Below are 18,457 nucleotides of genomic sequence, written 5' to 3'. Positions count from 1 at the left end.
GGCGGCACCGGACGGGGCGGGTGCCCCGGACCATGGATGGAGGTGGAGAGTGAGCGAGCCACGCAAACTGGAAGTACTGCGGGCGATCGTGGAGGATTACGTCCACTCCCGCGAGCCGGTTGGGTCCAAAGCCCTGGTGGAGCGGCATCATCTTGGCGTTTCCAGCGCCACCATCCGCAATGACATGGCCGCGCTGGAGGACGAGGGGCTGATCACGGCCCCCCATACCAGCGCCGGCCGGATCCCTACGGACAAGGGCTACCGGCTTTTTGTCGACCAGATCTCCGCCGTCAAGCCCCTGTCGGCTCCCGAACGCCGAGCCATCCAAACCCTCCTGGAGGGTGCGGACGACCTCGACGACGTGCTGGACCGCACCGTCCGGCTGCTGTCACAACTGACCAACCAGGTAGCCGTGGTCCAGTACCCGCACCTGAGCAGGGCACTTGTCCGCCACATCGAATTCGTGCTGCTGGCACCTCGGAAGGTCCTCGTGGTCCTCATCGCGAACAGCGGCAAGGTAGAGCAGCGCGTCATCGACGTCGGGCAGGACCTCGGAGACGAAGCGCTGGCGGAGCTGCGCACCCGTTTCCTTGCCGCCCTGGGGGGAACCCGGCTGAGCCACCTCGCCCAGGCACTTCCCGCCGTCGTGGCCGCTGCGCCCCAGCCGCAGCGCCAGGCAGCCCACGCGCTTGCCCTCGGCCTGGAGGCGCTGGCCCAGAACAGCAGGGAAGACCGCATGGTCATGGCCGGCACCGCCAACCTGGCCAGGTCGAACGTTGATTTCCCCCTGAGTATTGGTCCGGTGCTGGAGGCGCTCGAGGAACAGGTGGTGATGCTGCGGCTGTTGAGCGAAATGGCCCAGGACCACCGCGGCGTGGCCGTCAGCATCGGAAGGGAGAACCCCTATGACGGCCTTGCCGAGGCCTCCGTGGTGGCCACCGGCTATGGTCCGGACAGTGCAGCCAAGGTGGGAATCCTCGGACCCACCCGAATGGACTATCCCACCACCATGGCCGCCGTCAGGGCCGTAGCCCGCTACCTTTCCAGGATTTTGGGGCCCTGACTCCTGGCCGCCGGAGTCCGCTTCGGCTGTGGACAAGAGTCCTGGCGCCCGACTGAACGCAGTACAACAAGGAAGAGACACGAATTTTGAGCAGCCACTATGACGTCCTTGGAGTCTCACCCGAAGCTACGGGCGAAGAGATCAAAAAGGCCTACCGCAAGCTGGCCCGCACCCTTCACCCGGACGTTAACCCAGGTGCCGACGCTGCCGAGCGCTTCAAGGCGGTAACGCACGCCTACGAGGTCCTTTCCGACCCCCAGAAGCGCAGGATCTACGACACCACCGGCAACGAAAACGGCACGGACAACGGTTTCGGCGGCGCCGGTTACGCAGGCCAGGGGTTCGCGTTCCAGGACATCTTCGACACCTTCTTTGGCGCGGGCGGCACGTCTGGCCCGGCGTCCCGGGTCCGCCGTGGCCAGGACGCACTCATCAGTGTCCGGATCGACCTCCGCGACGCCGTCTTTGGAGTCAACAAGAAACTCGAGGTGGACACCGCAGTGGTCTGCCCCACCTGTGATGGATCCTGCTGCCGCCCGGGCACCCACCCGGAGCGCTGTGACATCTGCGGCGGCAGCGGCCAGGTCCAGCGGGCCGTCCGGTCCATCCTTGGCCAGGTCATGACGGCAGCTCCCTGCGGCACCTGCGAAGGCTTCGGTACGGTCATCAAGGACCCCTGCAACGAATGCAGCGGCCAGGGCCGCATCCGCAGCCGCCGGTCACTGACCATCAAGGTTCCTGCCGGCGTCGCCACCGGCACCCGCATCCAGCTTTCCGGGCAGGGCGAAGCCGGCCCGGCAGGTGGGCCCGCCGGCGACCTGTACGTGGAGATCCGCGTCAACAACGACCCCACGTACGTGCGCGAAGGCGATGACCTGCACGCCACCCTGCACATCCCCATGACCGCTGCGGCCCTGGGCACGGACGTCAGCCTGGAAACCTTCGACGGTACCCAGGAGATCGATGTCAAGCCGGGCACCCAGTCCGGCGAAATCATCACCCTGCGCGGCTTGGGCGTCACGCACCTGAGGGGCTATGGCCGCGGCGACCTGAAGGTCCATCTGCAGGTGGACACCCCCGCCAAGCTCGACTCCGCGCAGGAGGACCTGCTGCGCCAGCTTGCCAAGCTCCGCGGCGAGCAGATCACCGAAGGCAAGTTGGCTGCCAGCGGCGGCATGTTCGCCAAGCTCCGGGACCGGTTCGGGAACCTGTAGCGGTGAGCAACCCGGTCTTTTTCACCTCCACCGGTTCGCTGGACGCCATGACGCCGGGCCGCATCTTTGTCCTCGAAGGGGCGGAGGCGCGCCATGCCGTCACCGTAAAGCGGCTGGCGCCGGGCGAGGCCGTGGACATTGTCGACGGCGCCGGCACCCGCATGACCGGAAGAGTCGTCTCGGCTGCACCCTCGGGCCTCGAGGTGGAGTGCGGCAGCCTGGCGGTGGAAGACAGGCCGGACGTGCGGCTGGTGCTGGTCCAGGCCCTGGCCAAGGGTGATCGCGACGAACTGGCCATTGAGACGGCCACCGAGCTGGGCGTCGACGCGGTGGTTCCCTGGCAGTCCGAACGGTCCATCGTCCGCTGGAAGGGCGACCGGGCAGCGCGGGCGCACGCCAAGTGGGAGTCAACCGTGGCGGCGGCCGCCAAGCAGGCACGGCGTGCCTGGATCCCGGAAGTGCGGGCCGCCGTCGACACCACAGGGCTCGCCACCGCGGTGAAAGCCGCGGACCTGGCGGTCATCCTGCATGAAGACGCCGTACGGCCGCTGCGTACCGTCCTTGAAGCGTGGCAGGGGAGTGCAGGCACCGGCTCCCGTGAAATCCTGCTGATCGTCGGCCCGGAGGGCGGAATCAGCCCGCGGGAAGTAACCAAACTCTGCGACAAAGGGGCTGTGACAGCCCTGTTGGGGCACCATGTCCTGCGGTCCTCCACAGCCGGGCCTGCCGCCGTCGTGCTTGCCAGCGACATTCTTGGCCGGTGGACCGTTACCGGACCTTGAAGGTCCTGGTGTCCTCGTTCTTGTCCGGCTCCCCGCCGGAGCCGGCCTGCGCCACCCGGAGTTCGTAGTCGCCTGGCGGCAGGTTCAGGGCCAGCGTGAAGACGCCCGCCTGTCCCTGCTCCGTGCCGGCCGTGGTCTCCCCGTTCAGGAAGGGCGCTTTGCTGCCCCCGTCCCCGGCCCGAAGGAGCTGCCAGTGGAGCTTCGCGCCAGGTGACGTGCTGCGCCCTGTGACTTTTACGCTGCCGCCCGGCACCTCGGCGTTTTCCTGGGGGTCGATAATCCATACCGGCGCCACCAGGCCTGCCGCGCGCGTCATGAGCGCGCCCAGCTGGATCTTTCCGAACGCCACGTAGTCCGTGTGGCCGTCCACGAGGATCCGGACCCGGACTTGCTGGCCGGTGTCGATCAGGCCCGAACTGGCGGCCGCCGCGGTGGCCGTGTAAATCAACTGCTGGATGGCCCGTGCCGCCATGTCTGCATCGAGGTTGCTGTTAAAGGCGTCGGCCGAGACGTCGACGGTGATGACATCCTTGCCGGAAATGGACGTGGCCAGCTTGTCCGGGTTCTGCCAGGGCGTGAAGAAATCAGGGTCAAGGGGCTTTTCCGACATCATGGCGCGCAGTGCCCGGGTCACCGGGTTGTCCTGCTCCGGGACGTCCCGGAATTCGCGGTAAAGGAAGATGTTCCCCCCGCTGCGGCCAATCCAGTACACCGGGGCCTTGTTGGAGGACTGCGTGGTTTCCAGCGGGGCGCTGGTGGCCGGGCCGTCCGGCATAGTGCCCCCGGAGGCGGGGACCGATGCGCTGGTGCCTGTAGGTGAAGGCCCGCCCTCGGCCGTGCAGCCTGCCAGGGCCGGCACAAGCACCAAAATTCCTGCAAGGACGGCCGGGCACAGGCGGCCCTTGGGTCGTCCTGCCCTTTTGGGCACAGAGGTTTCCGGCACTGTCCTGCCCTTGTCCTTTCCTGGCGTGGCGGGCCGATCCCCCTGGCGGCCTGACGTCCCAGCAGATGCTGGATTTCCAGCATTGCACAGCGGTGCGCACGGTCAGCCGCTCTGTGCGTCCTTCCGGCGAACTGCAACTGGAACGATATATGGCCGATATGAAGTTGATATCTAAGCCCCCTGCTCGGGAACCTTTCAGGGGTGGCGCGGCAGCTCCCATTCGGGCGGATATCCGCTCCATACCCGTGCTGGCGTAAGATAAAGGGATCGCTGGGCAGGGAGCACCGCGCGACGGGCACCGGCATCAGCCAAACGCAAAACAAGTGTTGTCGATCTTCGAGGGGACCACGGGCCTGCGGGCCAACACCATGACTGAATCAGCAAATGGTAAGCGCCGGCTCAACACGGGCGAAGGCAGTCCGGGGGAATTTCCGCACTCAATGCCCGGCACCCGGACCGAAGTTGTCCTCTTTGAGAACACCGACCAGATGGTTCAGTCACTTGGCAGCCACGACGAGGCGCTGCGCTTTATCGAAGAGCAGTTCCCGGATGTCAATTTCCACGCCCGCGGCAATGAACTGTCCATCAGCGGCCCCGTCAGTGACGTGCCCCGGATCATGCGGCTGCTCCAGGAGGTCCGTGGCCTGGTGGCCAGGGGCACTGTCATCACGCCCGCGGTGCTGCAGCAGCTGGTGTCGCTCCTGCGCACCCAGTCCCTGCAGAATCCCGTGGACGTGCTCACCCACGACATCCTCTCCAGCCGCGGCAGGACCATCCGGCCCAAGACGCTCAACCAGAAGAACTACGTTGACGCCATCGACGCCAACACGGTGATCTTCGGCATCGGGCCCGCCGGCACCGGCAAGACGTACCTGGCCATGGCGAAAGCGGTCCAGGCGCTGCAGCAAAAAGAGGTCAGCAGGATCATCCTCACCCGCCCTGCGGTGGAGGCCGGGGAGCGGCTGGGATTCCTGCCCGGAACGCTCAGCGACAAAATCGACCCCTACCTCAGGCCGCTCTACGACGCCCTGCACGACATGATGGACCCCGAGTCCATCCCGCGCCTCATGGCCGCCGGCACCATCGAGGTGGCCCCTCTGGCGTACATGCGCGGGCGAACCCTCAATGACGCCTTCATCATCCTCGACGAGGCACAAAACACCACGCCGGAACAAATGAAGATGTTCCTCACCCGGCTTGGATTCGGATCCAAGATGGTGGTCACCGGAGACATCACCCAGGTGGACCTGCCCTTCGGAACGCGTTCCGGGCTGCGGATCGTCGAGGAAATCCTGCAGGGAATCGAGGGCGTTAGTTTCTCCGTCCTGGATGCCGCTGACGTTGTACGGCACCGGCTTGTGGGGGACATCGTCAACGCCTACAGCATCTGGGACGAAACCCAGCGGAACCGGGTCAAGCACTCAGCCAGCAGGGAAAAACGGGGGGAACACGCGTGAGCATCGAGGTCAACAACGAGTCCGGCATCCAGGTGGAGGAATCGGAGCTCGTGGCCCTGTCGCGGTACATCTTTGAACAGCTCTATATCCACCCGCAGGCCGAACTTTCCATCCTCTTGGTGGACGAACCCGCCATGGAGAAGCTGCACATCGAGCTGATGGACGAACCTGGCTCCACGGACGTGCTCTCGGTCCCCATGGACGAGCTGACCCCCGGGACCCCTGACCGGCCGACGCCCCAGGGCATGCTGGGCGACATCGCCATCTGCCCGCAGGTGGCCAAGGTCCAGGCCCGGAACGCCGGCCATTCGCTCCAGGACGAGATGCTGCTGCTGACCACGCACGGCATCCTGCATCTGCTGGGCTACGACCACGCCGAGCCGGAAGAGAAAGCGGAGATGTTCGGGCTCCAGCGCGAACTCCTGTCCGGCTTCACCGGCAAAGAAGCCCCCGCCGAGACAACCCAGTGACGCAACTGCTCCTGGTCGCGGTGGCACTGGTTTTCCTTGCCGTCGCGGCCGTACTGACCGCGGCCGAGGCCGCCTTCAGTTTCCTTCCCCGCCACGACGCCGAAGAGGCACTGCACCGGAGCCGCGGCACTGCCATGCGGCGCATCCTTGCCGAACCCGTGGCCCACACCCGGGCCCTGCGGTTCTGGCGCGTCTGGTTCGAGATGGCCTCCGCCGTCGCCGTCGCGGTGCTGATCGCCAGCCTGCTGGACAACGTGTGGGTCGCCGGCCTGGTGGCGACCGGCATCATGGCGCTTCTGGGCTTCGTGATCGTGGGTGTTTCGCCCCGGCAGCTCGGCCGGCTGCATTCCACGGCTGTTGTGCGCTTCACCGCCCCGATGGTCCGGTTCCTCACCAGCGTGCTGGGACCCGTTCCGGGCTGGCTTGTTGCCATCGGTAGCGCGGCAGCCCCCGGAGCGCCCGGCGGCGACGATGCGTTTTTCAGCGAGCAGGAGTTCCGGGAGCTCGTGGACCGGGCCAGTGAATCCGACATGATCGAAGACACCGAGGCGGAGATGATCCAATCGGTATTCGACTTTGGCGACACCCTGGTGCGGGCTGTCATGGTGCCCAGGACGGACATCGTCAGCATCGACGCCGGATCCAGCCTGCACCAGGCAATGTCCCTCTTCCTGCGCTCGGGCTACTCCCGCATCCCAGTCATCAACGAGAATACGGACCACATCCTTGGCATCATCTACCTCAAGGACGTGGCCGCGGTCATCCACCAACTGGCAGCCGGCCAGGAGCCACCCCTGGTAGAGTCCCTGGCCCGCGAGGTCCGCTACGTGCCGGAGTCAAAGCCCGTCAGCGACCTCCTGCGCGAGTTGCAGAAGGAATCCACCCACGTGGCCATCGTCATCGACGAATACGGCGGTACTGCGGGGCTCGTGACTCTCGAGGACCTGATCGAGGAAATCGTGGGCGAGATCGTGGACGAATACGACACCGAGAGCGCGGAAGCCGTGGCACTGGACGACGGCTCCTACCGCGTGAGCGCCCGGATGGGCATCGATGATCTCGGCGAGCTGTTCGACCTGGAGATCGACGACGACGAAGTTGACACCGTGGGCGGCCTCCTCGCCAAGGCGCTTGGCCGCGTCCCGATCGTGGGCAGCAGCGTGGAGGTGCAGGGGGTGTCCCTGCGGGCGGAGCGGCTGGAGGGCCGGCGGAACCGGGTCAGCCACATCATTGCGGCGCCCGTACCAAGAGTAGAGACTGACCTTGAAGGCCTCCTGGAAGAGGCCGAAGCAACCCAGCAGGGAGTTCCACGTGAGCAAGAAAAATAAGGCCGAATTACCAAACGATTTTGGCGGCTTCCGCGCCGGGTTCGCGGTCCTGGTTGGCAGGCCCAACGCGGGCAAGTCCACCCTGACCAACGCCCTGGTGGGCAAGAAGGTGGCCATCACCTCCGCCAAACCGCAGACCACTCGGCACACCATCCGCGGCATCGTGCACCGTGACGACGCCCAGCTGATCCTCGTGGATACGCCGGGGCTGCACCGTCCCCGTACCCTCCTGGGAAAGCGCCTGAACGACCTTGTGGCAGACACGCTGGCCGAGGTGGACGCCATCGGTTTTTGCCTGCCGGCGAACGAAAAAATCGGTCCCGGTGACAAGTTCATCGCAGCCCAGCTTGCCGCCGTCGGCCGCCAACCGGTGGTTGCCATCGTCACCAAGGCAGACCTCGTGGACAAGCAGGCATTGACTGAACAACTCCTTGCGGTTGCGGCCCTGGGGCGCGAAGTGATGGGGGAGGACGGCTGGAAGGACATTGTTCCGGTCTCCGCTGCTGACGGCTTCCAGGTGGAAACGGTCGCCGACGTCCTGATCAGCCACATGCCGCCGTCGCCGCCCCTCTATCCCGACGGCGAACTGACGGATGAGCCCGAAGCGGTCATGGTTGCCGAACTCATCCGCGAAGCTGCCCTGGAGGGGGTCCGTGACGAGCTTCCCCACTCCCTGGCCGTGGTGGTCGAGGAGATCGTCCCCAGGGAGGACCGGCCGGACGACAACCCCCTGCTGGACGTCCGCGTTAACCTCTACGTGGAGCGGCCATCCCAGAAGGCCATCATCATCGGCAAGGGTGGCAGCCGGCTGCGGGAAGTGGGAACCAACGCCCGCAAGGGGATCGAAGCCCTCCTGGGCACCCGGATCTACCTGGATCTTCACGTCAAGGTGGCCAAAGACTGGCAGCGCGACCCGAAACAACTGGTCAAACTGGGTTTCTGACCTACGATAAAGGCGTTCGGCGGAGGGCGCCGGCAAGTTCTCCACACTGGACCACTAAAATGGACCGGATTTCGTTTTTAGAGGAAGGTTCACCAGGTGGATCGAGGCCGCGATGGACGTGACAACGAGGCTGACCTGTCAGCCGGACCGGGACCGGTATCCCGGCACGCAAACGGCGGTGCCGTTGGTGCTGCCCGCCACCTGGGCCCCCTGCGCGGGATGCCGTTGTGGCTGAAGGCCGTCACTGGCGTGGTGGCACTGGTCCTCGTGGGCGCGATCGCCTTCGGCGGGTTCTGGCTTTTCCGGCTCCAGAACAACATCTCCAAGGCGCCGCTGAACGCCGGCGGGGAGAACACCGAAGCTGCCGGTAACGATGCAACCGGCCGGCTCCAGATCCTGATTCTCGGTTCGGATACCCGCGACGGGAAGAACTCGGAGTACGGAACTTCCGACGATTCCACCGGCTACGGCAAGTCTGACGTCATGATGCTGATGGACATCTCCGAGGACAACAAGCGCGTCAACGTCATCAGCTTCCCGCGTGACCTGCTGGTGGACATCCCCGACTGCAAGGACAGGAAAACCGGCAAGGACTACCCTGCCCGCACAGGTGTGATGATCAACGAAGCCATGAGCGAGGCCGGCATCGGCTGCGCGGTGGACACCGTCAACAAGCTCACCGGCATGCAGGTGGACCACTTCATGATGGCCGACTTCAATGCCGTGAAGGAGCTGTCCAATGCAGTGGGCGGAGTAGACGTCTGCATCAGCGACGCCGTTTACGATCCCGACTCCCGGCTGCGCCTGCCCGCCGGAACATCGTCAGTGCAGGGTGAAATGGCGCTGGCGTTCCTCCGGACCCGCCACGCTTTTGCCGACGGCGGCGACCTGGGACGGATCAAGGCGCAGCAGGGCTTCCTGTCGTCACTGACGCGCAAGATCAAGGATGAGGGAACACTGTCCGACCCGGCAAAAATGCTTAAGATCGCCGACGTCGTTACCCGGAATTTGACCGTTGATGACGGGCTTGCTTCGGTTCCCACCCTCCTGACCATCGGCACCCGGCTCAAGGACATCGACATCAGCAAGGTGGCGTTCGTGGCGGTGCCCACCACGCCGGCGCCCGTTGATCCCAACCGGCTGGTCATCGCGGAGCCTGCCGGTGCGCAGCTGTTCTCTGCGTTGCGGAAGAACGTGGACCTCACCGATCCCAATGCGCCCGCTTCGCCGTCGCCCAGTGAGACGGCATCACCGTCTCCGACGCCGACTGAGACGGCTCCGCCGGTGCCGCCGTACAACAAGGGCATCCAGCCCGTCACTGTCGCCAACGGAAGCGGGGTCAGCGGCCGCGCGCAGGAAATTGTCCAGGCGTTGGTGGCAGGCGGCTTCACGCAGACCAGCCAGTTCCTCGCCCAGCCGGTGGCCAAGACAGCCGTGTATTACGGCAACGGCTTCGCCGATGTGGCGGCCGACGTCGCCGCCCTGCTGGGGATTCCGGCCACCCTCATGATTCCTGCCCCGGGGGTATCGGGCGTGCAGGTCTACGTGGGGAGCGACTTCACCAGCGGCACCACTTATGGAGGAGGAGCCAGCGGTGGGACGGCGCCGGCTTTGCCGCAGGACATCGTGAACCAGACTGCAGGAGACAAAGTCTGCCAGCAGGCCAACCCTGAGCTGATCGTGCGGTAACACCAGTGTCGTCGGCGGCAGGCCGCCGGCAAAAAATTTGGGCCCCGCCGCACAGGCGGGGCCCAATTTTAGTTTGGCTACCAGATGCTGACGCGCTCGGCGGCCGGCATCCACATGCCGTCCTCCTCGGTGACGTCGAACGCCTCGTGGAAGGAGTCCAGGTTCTTCGCAATCGCGTTGGTCCGGAACTCATTGGGGGAGTGGGGATCGGTGGCAAGCCGCCTGATCGCCTCTTCCTGCCGGATCACCTGGCGCCATCCCGCCGCCCAGGAGGCAAAGAAACGCTGCTGTCCGGTCAGCCCGTCCAAAACTTCGGCGTCCTTGCCATCGAGGCTGATCTGGTAGGCCTTGTAGGCGATGGTCAGGCCTGCCAGATCGCCGATGTTCTCACCGAGCGTGAGCCGGCCGTTGACGTGGTGGCCCGGCGCGGCGGTGGGGGACAAAGCATCAAACTGTGCCACGAGCCGTGCTGTCAGGGCCTCGAAAGCCTGGCGGTCCTGGTCCGTCCACCAGTTGCGGAGGGCGCCGCCGCCGTCGAATTGCGATCCCTGATCGTCAAAGCCGTGGCCAATCTCGTGACCGATGACGGCGCCGATACCGCCATAGTTGACGGCGTCGTCGGCGTCGGCGGTAAAGAACGGCGGCTGCAGGATGGCGGCGGGGAACACAATCTCGTTCATCATCGGGTGGTAGTAGGCGTTGACCGTCTGCGGCGTCATCAGCCACTTGGTCCGGTCCACAGGCTTGCCCACCTCGTCCAGGTGCCGGTCGACGTCGGCATTGTGCGCCCGTTCCACGTTGCCGAGGAGGTCTTGGGGGTCGATCTCCACCGCGGAGTAGTCGATCCACTTGTCCGGATAGCCGATCTTGGCCCGGAATGCCTCCAGCTTGCGCAGGGCCTCGGCCTTGGTGTCCTCGCCCATCCAGTCCACCCCGGTGATGCTGCGCCGGTAGGCCTCGATGAGGTTTGCCACCAGGGTCTGCATCCGTGCCTTGTGGGTCTCCGGGAAGTGGCGTTCCACGTAGATCTGCCCCACGGCTTCACCCAGAGCAGCCTCGATGACGGCGACGCCCCGCTTCCACCGGTCCTTGTTGCGGGGCGTGCCGCTGATGGTGGTGCCGTAGAAGGCGAAGTTGGCGTCCACGAAGGCGGAGGACAGGTAGGGGGCGGCACCGCTGATGACCCGCATGGCCAGCCACTCCTGCCAGGTCGCCACGGGGACTTCGCCCAGGAGTGCGGCTGCGCCGGTGAAGAAGTCAGGGGTGCTCACCACGATTTCCGTACGCTTGGCCTCGTCGATTCCTGCAGCGTCGAACCAGGTGTCCAGGAGCGGGAAGAGTTCGGTGGCTTCTTCAGCCGTCTTCAGGTTGTAGGTCTTCTGCGGATCACGAAGGGTGACATTGTCCCAGTGGTGGGACGCCAGCTTTCGCTCCAGCTCAACGACCCGGGCTGCTGCGCCCTGCGGATCGGCTACCCCTGCGAGTTCGAACATCTTCTGCACATGCGCGGCGTAGGCGGAGACGATGGGAGCGAACTTCTCCTCCCGGTAATACGACTCGTCGGGCAGTCCCAGGCCGCCCTGGCCGGTGTACAGCAGGACCCGGTCCGGGTTGCCGGCGTCGGGGGCAGGGTAGATGTAGAACAACCCGCCCACGTCGGCGCGGAACAGCCGGCCGGCCAGTGCAATGAGGTCCGGCACAGCGCTGGTGGCGAACACCTCGGCCAGCCGTCCGCGGATGGGCTCCATGCCCTTGGCCTCAACAGCTGCTTCGTCCATGAAGCTGTTGTAGAGGTCGCCGATCTTCCGCTCGATACCGGTGGCGTCCGCCCCCTTTGCCGCGGCTTCCTCGATGATGTCCCGGACAGCGATCTCGGACCCGTCGCGGAGTGCGGTGAAAGTGCCCTCCAGCGGCCTGTCATCGGGAATCTCGGTTGATTTAAGCCAGGCTCCGTTGATGTGCTGGTAGAGGTCGTCCTGCGGCCGGACTGTGTGATCAATGGTGGACAGATCGATCCCCGAAATGGGCACTGCAACTCCTTTGCTGGGACGCCGTTGCCGGGCGGAAAACCGGAATGCGTCTGCATGCTGGACTTTACGGACGGTAGTGCCCTTTCATCTTACGCACCCGTGTTACCCTCAAAGTGTGCGTGCAGAGCTCCTTCTCCTTAGCTGCCGCGGCGAGGCCACAGACGCTATTTAGCGCACGGCCCACCCTCGCTGCGGAGTTTGTGTTGCCCGGCCACCCTTTCACTGAAGATCGATAGAAAAGGCCACGAACGTCATGCGAAACGCACAGAAGCCCTCAGGAATGCCTGCCCACCGGTACACCCCGTTCCAGGACCAGATCAAGGTTGAACTCCCGGACCGCACGTGGCCGGACAAGGTCATCACCAAGGCCCCGCGCTGGTGCGCTGTGGACCTGCGCGACGGCAACCAGGCACTGATCGACCCCATGAGCCCGGCCCGCAAGATGAAGATGTTCGATCTGCTGGTCCGCATGGGCTACAAGGAGATCGAGGTTGGCTTCCCGTCCGCGTCCCAGACGGACTTCGATTTTGTCCGTCAGCTCATCGAGGGCAACCACATCCCGGACGACGTCACCATCCAGGTCCTGACGCAGGCGCGCGAACACCTGATCGAACGGACCTACCAGTCCCTGGTGGGCGCCAAGCAGGCCATCGTCCACCTCTACAACTCCACATCGGTGCTGCAGCGGCGCGTGGTCTTCAACCAGGACGAGGACGGCATCCTGGACATCGCCCTCCAAGGCGCCCGCCTGTGCAAAAAGTACGAGGAAACCCTCGCGGATACGCACGTGACCTATGAGTACTCGCCCGAATCCTTCACCGGCACGGAACTGGAGTACGCGGTGCGCGTGTGCAACGCCGTCGCTGACGTCTTTGAAGCCTCGGCGGACCGCCAGGTAATCATCAACCTGCCCGCCACCGTGGAGATGGCAACGCCCAATGTCTACGCCGACTCCATCGAGTGGATGAGCCGGCACCTGCACCCGCGCGAAGGCATCATCCTGTCCCTGCACCCGCACAACGACCGCGGCACCGGAGTCGCAGCCGCCGAACTGGGCTACATGGCCGGTGCAGACCGCATTGAAGGCTGCCTCTTCGGCAATGGTGAACGCACCGGCAACGTGGACCTGGTGACCCTGGGCTTGAACCTGTTCGTCCAGGGCATTGATCCCATGATCGACTTCTCCAACATCGACGACGTCCGCCGCACCGTGGAGTACTGCAACCAGCTGCCGGTCCCGGAGCGGTCGCCGTACGGTGGCGACCTGGTGTTCACTGCTTTCTCCGGTTCCCACCAGGACGCCATCAAGAAGGGGTTCGAAGCCCTGGAGCGCGATGCCGCTGCAGCCGGCAAGGCCGTGGACGACTTCACCTGGCAGGTGCCGTACCTGCCCGTGGACCCCAAGGACCTGGGCCGCAGCTACGAGGCCGTGATCCGCGTGAACTCGCAGTCCGGCAAGGGCGGCGTGGCCTACCTGCTGAAGAACGAACACAGCCTGGACCTGCCGCGCCGTGCGCAGATCGAGTTCTCCGGTGTCATCCAGCGCCGCACCGACACCGTCGGCGGGGAGGTCAGTGGCGCCCAGCTCTGGCAGATCTTCCAGGATGAATACCTGCCGTCCGGGAAGGCTGATGGGCAGTGGGGACGCTACTCCCTGGGCGGAGTCAAGACGGAAACGGATGCCGACGGCGGCATGACGCTGCACGCGTCCCTCGCCATTGATGGTGCCCAGGTGAACCGCACCGGCACCGGCAACGGTCCCATTGCGGCCCTGCTGAACATCCTCCACGAGGACGGCGTGGACGTCCGCGTGCTGGACTACAGCGAGCACGCGCTGTCCGAGGGCGGCAACGCCATGGCCGCCGCTTATGTTGAGTGCGCCGTAGGGGAGCGGGTGTTGTGGGGCGTCGGGATCGACGCCAACACCAGCATGTCCTCCCTCAAGGCCGTCATCTCGGCAGTGAACCGCGCCATCCGGGACGCCCAGGCCTGATACCTGTAGCAGGTGGCGCCGCTCTTACCGGCGGCGCCGCCACGCCTTGGCAGCATGGTGCTGTACAGGATGGGAAGATAGAGCGTGCCCCAACAGTCTTTCGCCTCCCGGGCGTACCGGGACGACGCCGTGGTGCTCCGTACCCACAAATTGGGCGAAGCGGACAGGATCATCACCCTCCTGACCAAGCACCATGGGCAGGTCCGCGCCGTCGCCAAGGGTGTGCGCCGCACCAGCAGCCGTTTCGGTGCCCGGCTTGAACCCTTCATGGTGGCGGACCTGCAACTGGTCTCCGGGCGCACCCTGGACATCGTGACCCAGGCCGTCGCCAAAGGTGCCTACGGCGGAAGCATCGCCGCGGACTACGGCAGGTACACGGTGGCCGCGGCGATGACCGAGACGGCGGAAAAACTCACGGATGTGGACGGCGAAGCGGGCACCGCGCAGTACAACCTGCTGGTAGGGGCCCTCGCCGCGTTGAGCCGGGACGAGCATGCCGCCGGCCTCATTCTGGACTCCTACCTGCTGCGCGCGCTGGCTACCGGCGGATGGGCGCCCAGCTTCACCGACTGCGCGCGCTGCGGCATGCCCGGCCCGCACTCCGCCTTTTCCGCGCCTCTGGGCGGCATGGTCTGCCCGCAATGCAGGCCGCCGGGGTCACCCGCCCCGGCGCCGGAGACCGTGGTCCTGCTGGCCGCGCTGCTGACCGGGGACTGGACGACGGCCGACGCTTCCCAGGCGCAGCACCGCAAGGAGGCGGCCGGGCTGGTGGCCGCGTACCTGCAATGGCATCTGGAACGAGTACTGAAATCCCTCAAACATGTGGAGCGTAGCTGACAGTGGCCCTGGGAAAAAAGAACAATGCAGCCCGCAGGCGCACCCATCCCGTGGTGGCCCCCTACCCGCATCCGTCCGGTGCGGTGGCGCCCTCTATTCCCGCTGAGTTCATTCCGCGGCACGTGGCCATCGTGATGGACGGCAACGGACGGTGGGCCAACCAGCGCGGCCTGCCCCGGATCGAGGGGCACAAGGCGGGGGAGCCAGCGCTGCTCGACGTCGTGGCCGGAGCCATCGAGTTGGGGATTGAGTACGTCAGCGTGTACGCCTTCTCCACCGAGAACTGGCGCCGGTCGCCCGAGGAAGTGCGCTTCCTGATGGGATTTAACAAGGATGTGCTGCGAAGGCAGCGGAACCAGCTCGATGACTGGGGAGTGCGGGTCCGCTGGGCCGGCCGCCGCCCCCGGCTCTGGGGTTCGGTGGTCCGTGAGCTGGAAGAAGCTGAGGAGTTCACGGCTGCCAACACCACCTGTAATTTGACCATGTGTGTTAATTACGGCGGCCGGGCCGAGATCACCGATGCGGTTTCCGCCATTGCCGCGGAGGTGGCAGCGGGGAAGCTGAAGCCCGGTGCCATCACGGAGCGGACCATCCAGAAATACCTCGACGAGCCTGACCTGCCGGACGTAGACCTCTTCCTGCGCAGCTCGGGGGAGCAGCGGCTGTCCAACTTCCTCCTCTGGCAGTCCGCCTACGCGGAGTTTGTCTTCATGGACACGCTCTGGCCGGACGTGGACAGGCGGACGCTTTGGGCCGCCGTCGAGGAATATGCCCGGCGGGACCGCCGGTATGGGGGCGCCGTGGATGCCGCCGCTGCTCCCGCGGACGTCAGGGATGATTCCCCGGCCGGGCTTCAGGCGGAGTAACTTCACCCATACGCACGCAGCCAGCGGGCCAGCCTTGAGTAGGCATCGGACCGGACCGGCTCGGGGGAGAGGAAGACGTCGTGCAGCGCCCCGTCGATCCGTTCGAGGGTCACGGTGCGGCCCAGGGTCAGCGCCCGGGCGCTGATGGTATTGACGTCCAGGACGGCATCGGTGCGGCGCATTTCCTCGGACCAGAGAAGCCCGTTGGCGCTCCCCTTGGAGAGCAGGACCAGGATGGGCGCTTCGATCCCCAGGCCGCGCGCCACCCGCGCATGTCCCGCGAGGACCGCCCTTAACCACCCTGCCCGGACGGGGAAAGCCATCCGGGGACGGTAGCGTTCGTCAAGGGGCCACTCGCCGTCCGCAGCGCTGCTGATGGTGCGCCAGTAATGGCCCCGTTCGGGCAGGCGGAGGACTGTTTGAGGCCGGAGGCGGGCAACCGGGCGCACCATGCCCGCCGCAGCCCGGCGCACGAGTGAGCTGCCGTGCATCTCCAGCCACGGACTGTTGAGGACCAGCAACGAAACGGCCCCGGGATGCCGGCTGGTCCAGAGGGCTGCCACCAGTCCGCCGGTGGAATGGCCCATCAAAGCCAGGGGACCGGGGGCGCCCTCGGCGCTGATGATGCGCCCTGCTTCTTCAATTTCGGCGTCATAGGCCGCGAGGTCCGCCACGTACCCACCAGGGGATTCCGGGCGCAGGCTGCGCCCGTGGTTGTGCATGTCCAAGGCGTAGAAGTCGTATCCCGCCCCAGCCCAGAACCTTGCCAGGTCGACATTGAAGAAGTAGTCGCTCCAGCCGTGCAGGAACAGTACGGCACCGCGGCGGCCGTCGCCGGCGCCCCTGTCCGGCTGAGGCCGGAGCCGTACCAGGGTTGCGGTCCGCTCCACACCGTCAGGTCCGGTGGCCACAAAGGAACCGGACTCAAAGTCCCCGCCCAGGATGTCCTGCTGCCACTGCATGACCTCATGCTAAACCGGGCCGGCGGGTGCGTCCGTTCCGGATCGGCTGCTTCTTCGTTTTGGTATGCGGCCCCAGGAAACGGGAAACTGGAGGCATGCGCGTTTACCCCACTTTCTTCAGGCTGGCCTTTTCATGGATGGACGCCGAGCGCGCCCACAAAATCGGATTCAAAGGCATCCGGCTCGCGCATGCGTCGGGCGCCGGGAGGCTCCTGCAGAAATTGACGGCGCCTGCACCGTCCCTCCAGACCACTGCCTTTGGTGTTACATTTCCTTCGCCCTTCGGGCTGGCCGCCGGCTTCGACAAGGAAGGGCTCGGCATCGAGGCCCTCACCGATCTTGGGTTCGGCCACGTGGAAGTCGGCACCATTACCGGCCAGGCCCAGCCGGGCAATGAAAAACCGCGGCTGTTCCGCCTGGTGGAGGACCGTGCGGTTATCAACCGGATGGGTTTCAATAACGACGGCGCCTCGGCCGTCGCGCCCCGGCTGAAGGCGGCGCGCGCTGCGCTCCAGCGCCGATACCCGTCGGTGCGCCCGGTCATCGGCGTCAACATTGGCAAGACCAAGGTGGTGGAGCTGGCGGACGCCGTGGACGATTACCTGGTGAGCGCCCGCAGCCTGGCTCCTGCCGCGGACTACCTCGTGGTGAATGTCAGTTCCCCCAACACGCCGGGGCTGCGGTTGCTCCAGGACGTGGAGACCCTCCGCCCTCTCCTGACGGCAGTGGGACAGGAAGCTGACCGGGCCGCCGGGCGGCACGTGCCGCTGTTGGTGAAGATCGCCCCGGACCTCAGCGACGAGGACATTGACGACGTCGCCCGCCTCGCCCTGGACCTCAAACTGGACGGGATCATCGCCACCAACACCACCATTGCCCGCTCGGGACTGACCTCGCCGGCGGACCAGGTGGCCAAGTGCGGTGCCGGCGGCCTGTCCGGAGCCCCCTTGAAAGCGCGGTCCCTCGACGTCCTCAAGCGGCTCAAGAAGGCTACCGGCGATTCCCTGACCCTGGTGGCGGTAGGCGGTGTGGAGTCGGCCCAGGACGTACAGGAAAGGCTCGACGCCGGCGCAAGCCTGGTGCAGGGCTACACGGCGTTCCTTTACGAAGGTCCGTTCTGGGCGGCACGGATCAACAGGCAATTGGCAAAGAACCGCCGCTCCTGATAGTCGGGCGGCCGGCAAGCCTGCCCCGGACAGCCACTACTTAAAACCGGAACCCCGGCGGTCATTCCGCCGGGGTTCCGGTTTTTGAAGTCGATGCCTGGTCAGGCGGGGTACTGGCCGCGCTGAACCTGGGGCTTGGGCAGCCGCAGTTTCCGGAACTGCAGGGACCGCATGGAGCCGTACCAAACGGTTCCACGCTCCACCTCGCCGAACTTCTCCGCCAGGCGCTTGCGAAGCTTGCGGGACAGGATAAAAACGTCCACGAAGACAGCCAGGAACATCACCCAGAATGCGCCCAGGACGTAGATCATCATGTCGCTGGAGGCCGGTACCACCAGTGACACCAGCACGAAGACCAGCGCGCCGAACATCAGGTACTCGCCAAGGTTGAACCGCGCGTCCACGAAATCGCGGGCAAACCGCTTCTGCGGGCCTTTGTCCCGCAGCGGCAGGAACTTCTCGTCACCGGTGTCCAGCGCCCGGCGCATTTTCAGCCGCTGGTCCTGGACGGCCTGGCGTTCGGCGGCCTTGGACGCCTTGCGGTCCTCGGGGACCAGCGGGCGTTTGCGGGCAGCCTCCTGTGCCTTCCGGGTGGGGGTTGGGGCGCCCTTGCCCACCGCGCTGTTCTGCCGCGCGGCCGCTTCCGCTGCCTGCTGGTCTATTGTTTGCTGCGCCGAGGGCGCTTCTTTTCTACGTCCGAACACCTGACCAGAA

General features: G+C 65.7%; 16 protein-coding genes. 12 read left to right on the top strand and 4 right to left on the bottom strand.

Annotated features, from left to right (window positions below; all coding sequences use genetic code 11):
- Positions 1 to 49 precede the first annotated feature (49 nt).
- The 3 genes from hrcA to ACETK3_RS09795 all read left to right on the top strand — a co-directional run bounded on the left by hrcA (position 50) and on the right by ACETK3_RS09795 (position 3,059).
- Entirely contained in the window at positions 50 to 1,063 is a 1,014-nt protein-coding gene (gene hrcA, locus ACETK3_RS09805; protein WP_236798432.1) for a heat-inducible transcriptional repressor HrcA, read from the top strand.
- Positions 1,064 to 1,149: 86 nt separating this feature from the next.
- Positions 1,150 to 2,277, top strand: a complete 1,128-nt coding sequence (gene dnaJ, locus ACETK3_RS09800; protein ID WP_236819541.1) for a molecular chaperone DnaJ — start codon at positions 1,150 to 1,152, stop codon at positions 2,275 to 2,277.
- Positions 2,278 to 2,279: 2 nt separating this feature from the next.
- Entirely contained in the window at positions 2,280 to 3,059 is a 780-nt protein-coding gene (locus ACETK3_RS09795; RefSeq protein WP_373992802.1) for a 16S rRNA (uracil(1498)-N(3))-methyltransferase, read from the top strand.
- Here ACETK3_RS09795 and ACETK3_RS09790 read toward each other — a convergent pair.
- Positions 3,046 to 4,002 carry a GerMN domain-containing protein gene (locus ACETK3_RS09790; RefSeq protein WP_236819537.1) on the bottom strand — a complete coding sequence of 319 codons (957 nt, stop codon included), beginning with the start codon at positions 4,000 to 4,002 and terminating at the stop codon, positions 3,046 to 3,048. The two genes, ACETK3_RS09795 and ACETK3_RS09790, sit on opposite strands and share 14 nt — an antisense overlap.
- A 368-nt stretch (positions 4,003 to 4,370) precedes the next feature.
- Here ACETK3_RS09790 and ACETK3_RS09785 point away from each other — a divergent pair, with 368 nt between their 5' ends.
- The 5 genes from ACETK3_RS09785 (at position 4,371) to ACETK3_RS09765 (ending at position 9,889) form a co-directional block, all read left to right on the top strand.
- Positions 4,371 to 5,459, top strand: a complete 1,089-nt coding sequence (locus ACETK3_RS09785) for a PhoH family protein (RefSeq protein WP_236798428.1) — start codon at positions 4,371 to 4,373, stop codon at positions 5,457 to 5,459.
- Positions 5,456 to 5,929 (top strand): rRNA maturation RNase YbeY, encoded by a 474-nt coding sequence (gene ybeY, locus ACETK3_RS09780; protein WP_236798427.1) that lies wholly within the window; start codon positions 5,456 to 5,458, stop codon positions 5,927 to 5,929. Before ACETK3_RS09785 ends, ybeY begins: the two co-directional genes overlap by 4 nt.
- On the top strand, positions 5,926 to 7,257 hold the full coding sequence (locus tag ACETK3_RS09775; protein ID WP_373992801.1) for a hemolysin family protein: 1,332 nt from the start codon (positions 5,926 to 5,928) through the stop codon (positions 7,255 to 7,257). Before ybeY ends, ACETK3_RS09775 begins: the two co-directional genes overlap by 4 nt.
- On the top strand, positions 7,241 to 8,200 hold the full coding sequence (gene era / locus ACETK3_RS09770) for a GTPase Era (RefSeq protein WP_236798425.1): 960 nt from the start codon (positions 7,241 to 7,243) through the stop codon (positions 8,198 to 8,200). The genes ACETK3_RS09775 and era overlap by 17 nt, the downstream gene beginning before the upstream one ends.
- A gap of 96 nt (positions 8,201 to 8,296) precedes the next feature.
- The gene (locus tag ACETK3_RS09765) at positions 8,297 to 9,889 is read left to right on the top strand and encodes an LCP family protein (RefSeq protein ID WP_373992800.1); all 1,593 of its coding nucleotides are present in this window, start codon (positions 8,297 to 8,299) and stop codon (positions 9,887 to 9,889) included.
- Positions 9,890 to 9,966: 77 nt separating this feature from the next.
- Here ACETK3_RS09765 and ACETK3_RS09760 read toward each other — a convergent pair whose 3' ends face one another.
- On the bottom strand, positions 9,967 to 11,919 hold the full coding sequence (locus ACETK3_RS09760; protein WP_237428205.1) for a M13 family metallopeptidase: 1,953 nt from the start codon (positions 11,917 to 11,919) through the stop codon (positions 9,967 to 9,969).
- Positions 11,920 to 12,172: 253 nt separating this feature from the next.
- On the opposite strand from ACETK3_RS09760, the gene leuA reads away from it, so the two are divergent.
- The 3 genes from leuA to ACETK3_RS09745 all read left to right on the top strand — a co-directional run bounded on the left by leuA (position 12,173) and on the right by ACETK3_RS09745 (position 15,615).
- Positions 12,173 to 13,912: a 2-isopropylmalate synthase gene (gene leuA, locus ACETK3_RS09755; RefSeq protein ID WP_237428204.1), complete on the top strand. Its 1,740-nt coding sequence runs from the start codon at positions 12,173 to 12,175 to the stop codon at positions 13,910 to 13,912.
- An 84-nt stretch (positions 13,913 to 13,996) separates the two neighbouring features.
- Positions 13,997 to 14,749: a DNA repair protein RecO gene (gene recO / locus ACETK3_RS09750; RefSeq protein WP_236798421.1), complete on the top strand. Its 753-nt coding sequence runs from the start codon at positions 13,997 to 13,999 to the stop codon at positions 14,747 to 14,749.
- Positions 14,750 to 14,751: 2 nt separating this feature from the next.
- Complete coding sequence (locus tag ACETK3_RS09745; RefSeq protein ID WP_306969072.1) at positions 14,752 to 15,615, top strand: isoprenyl transferase; 864 nt, start codon at positions 14,752 to 14,754, stop codon at positions 15,613 to 15,615.
- Between the two features lie 2 nt (positions 15,616 to 15,617).
- Here the strand turns inward: ACETK3_RS09745 and ACETK3_RS09740 are convergent, their stop codons facing one another.
- Positions 15,618 to 16,577, bottom strand: a complete 960-nt coding sequence (locus ACETK3_RS09740) for an alpha/beta hydrolase (RefSeq protein WP_236819529.1) — start codon at positions 16,575 to 16,577, stop codon at positions 15,618 to 15,620.
- A gap of 95 nt (positions 16,578 to 16,672) precedes the next feature.
- On the opposite strand from ACETK3_RS09740, the gene ACETK3_RS09735 reads away from it, so the two are divergent.
- Positions 16,673 to 17,743 carry a quinone-dependent dihydroorotate dehydrogenase gene (locus tag ACETK3_RS09735; protein ID WP_236798418.1) on the top strand — a complete coding sequence of 357 codons (1,071 nt, stop codon included), beginning with the start codon at positions 16,673 to 16,675 and terminating at the stop codon, positions 17,741 to 17,743.
- Positions 17,744 to 17,844: 101 nt separating this feature from the next.
- Here the strand turns inward: ACETK3_RS09735 and ACETK3_RS09730 are convergent, their stop codons facing one another.
- Positions 17,845 to 18,447, bottom strand: coding sequence for a DUF3043 domain-containing protein (locus ACETK3_RS09730; protein WP_236798417.1), 603 nt, complete (start codon positions 18,445 to 18,447; stop codon positions 17,845 to 17,847).
- Between the last annotated feature and the right edge of the window lie 10 nt (positions 18,448 to 18,457).

Origin of the sequence: Arthrobacter sp. E44, from assembly GCF_041877125.1 — a bacterium.
Taxonomy (GTDB): Bacteria; Actinomycetota; Actinomycetes; order Actinomycetales; family Micrococcaceae; genus Arthrobacter.
Note: the sequence above shows the minus strand (reverse complement) of the source record. Positions and strands in the feature narration are given on the sequence as shown.

What these genes read in the sequence shown, in the direction of transcription:
- ACETK3_RS09785 (WP_236798428.1), top strand. Translation starts at nt 4,371, where the DNA reads ATGACTGAATCAGCAAATGGTAAGCGCCGGCTCAACACGGGCGAAGGC.
- leuA (WP_237428204.1), top strand. Translation starts at nt 12,173, where the DNA reads ATGCGAAACGCACAGAAGCCCTCAGGAATGCCTGCCCACCGGTACACC.
- ACETK3_RS09740 (WP_236819529.1), bottom strand. Translation starts at nt 16,577, where the DNA reads ATGCAGTGGCAGCAGGACATCCTGGGCGGGGACTTTGAGTCCGGTTCC.
- ACETK3_RS09735 (WP_236798418.1), top strand. Translation starts at nt 16,673, where the DNA reads ATGCGCGTTTACCCCACTTTCTTCAGGCTGGCCTTTTCATGGATGGAC.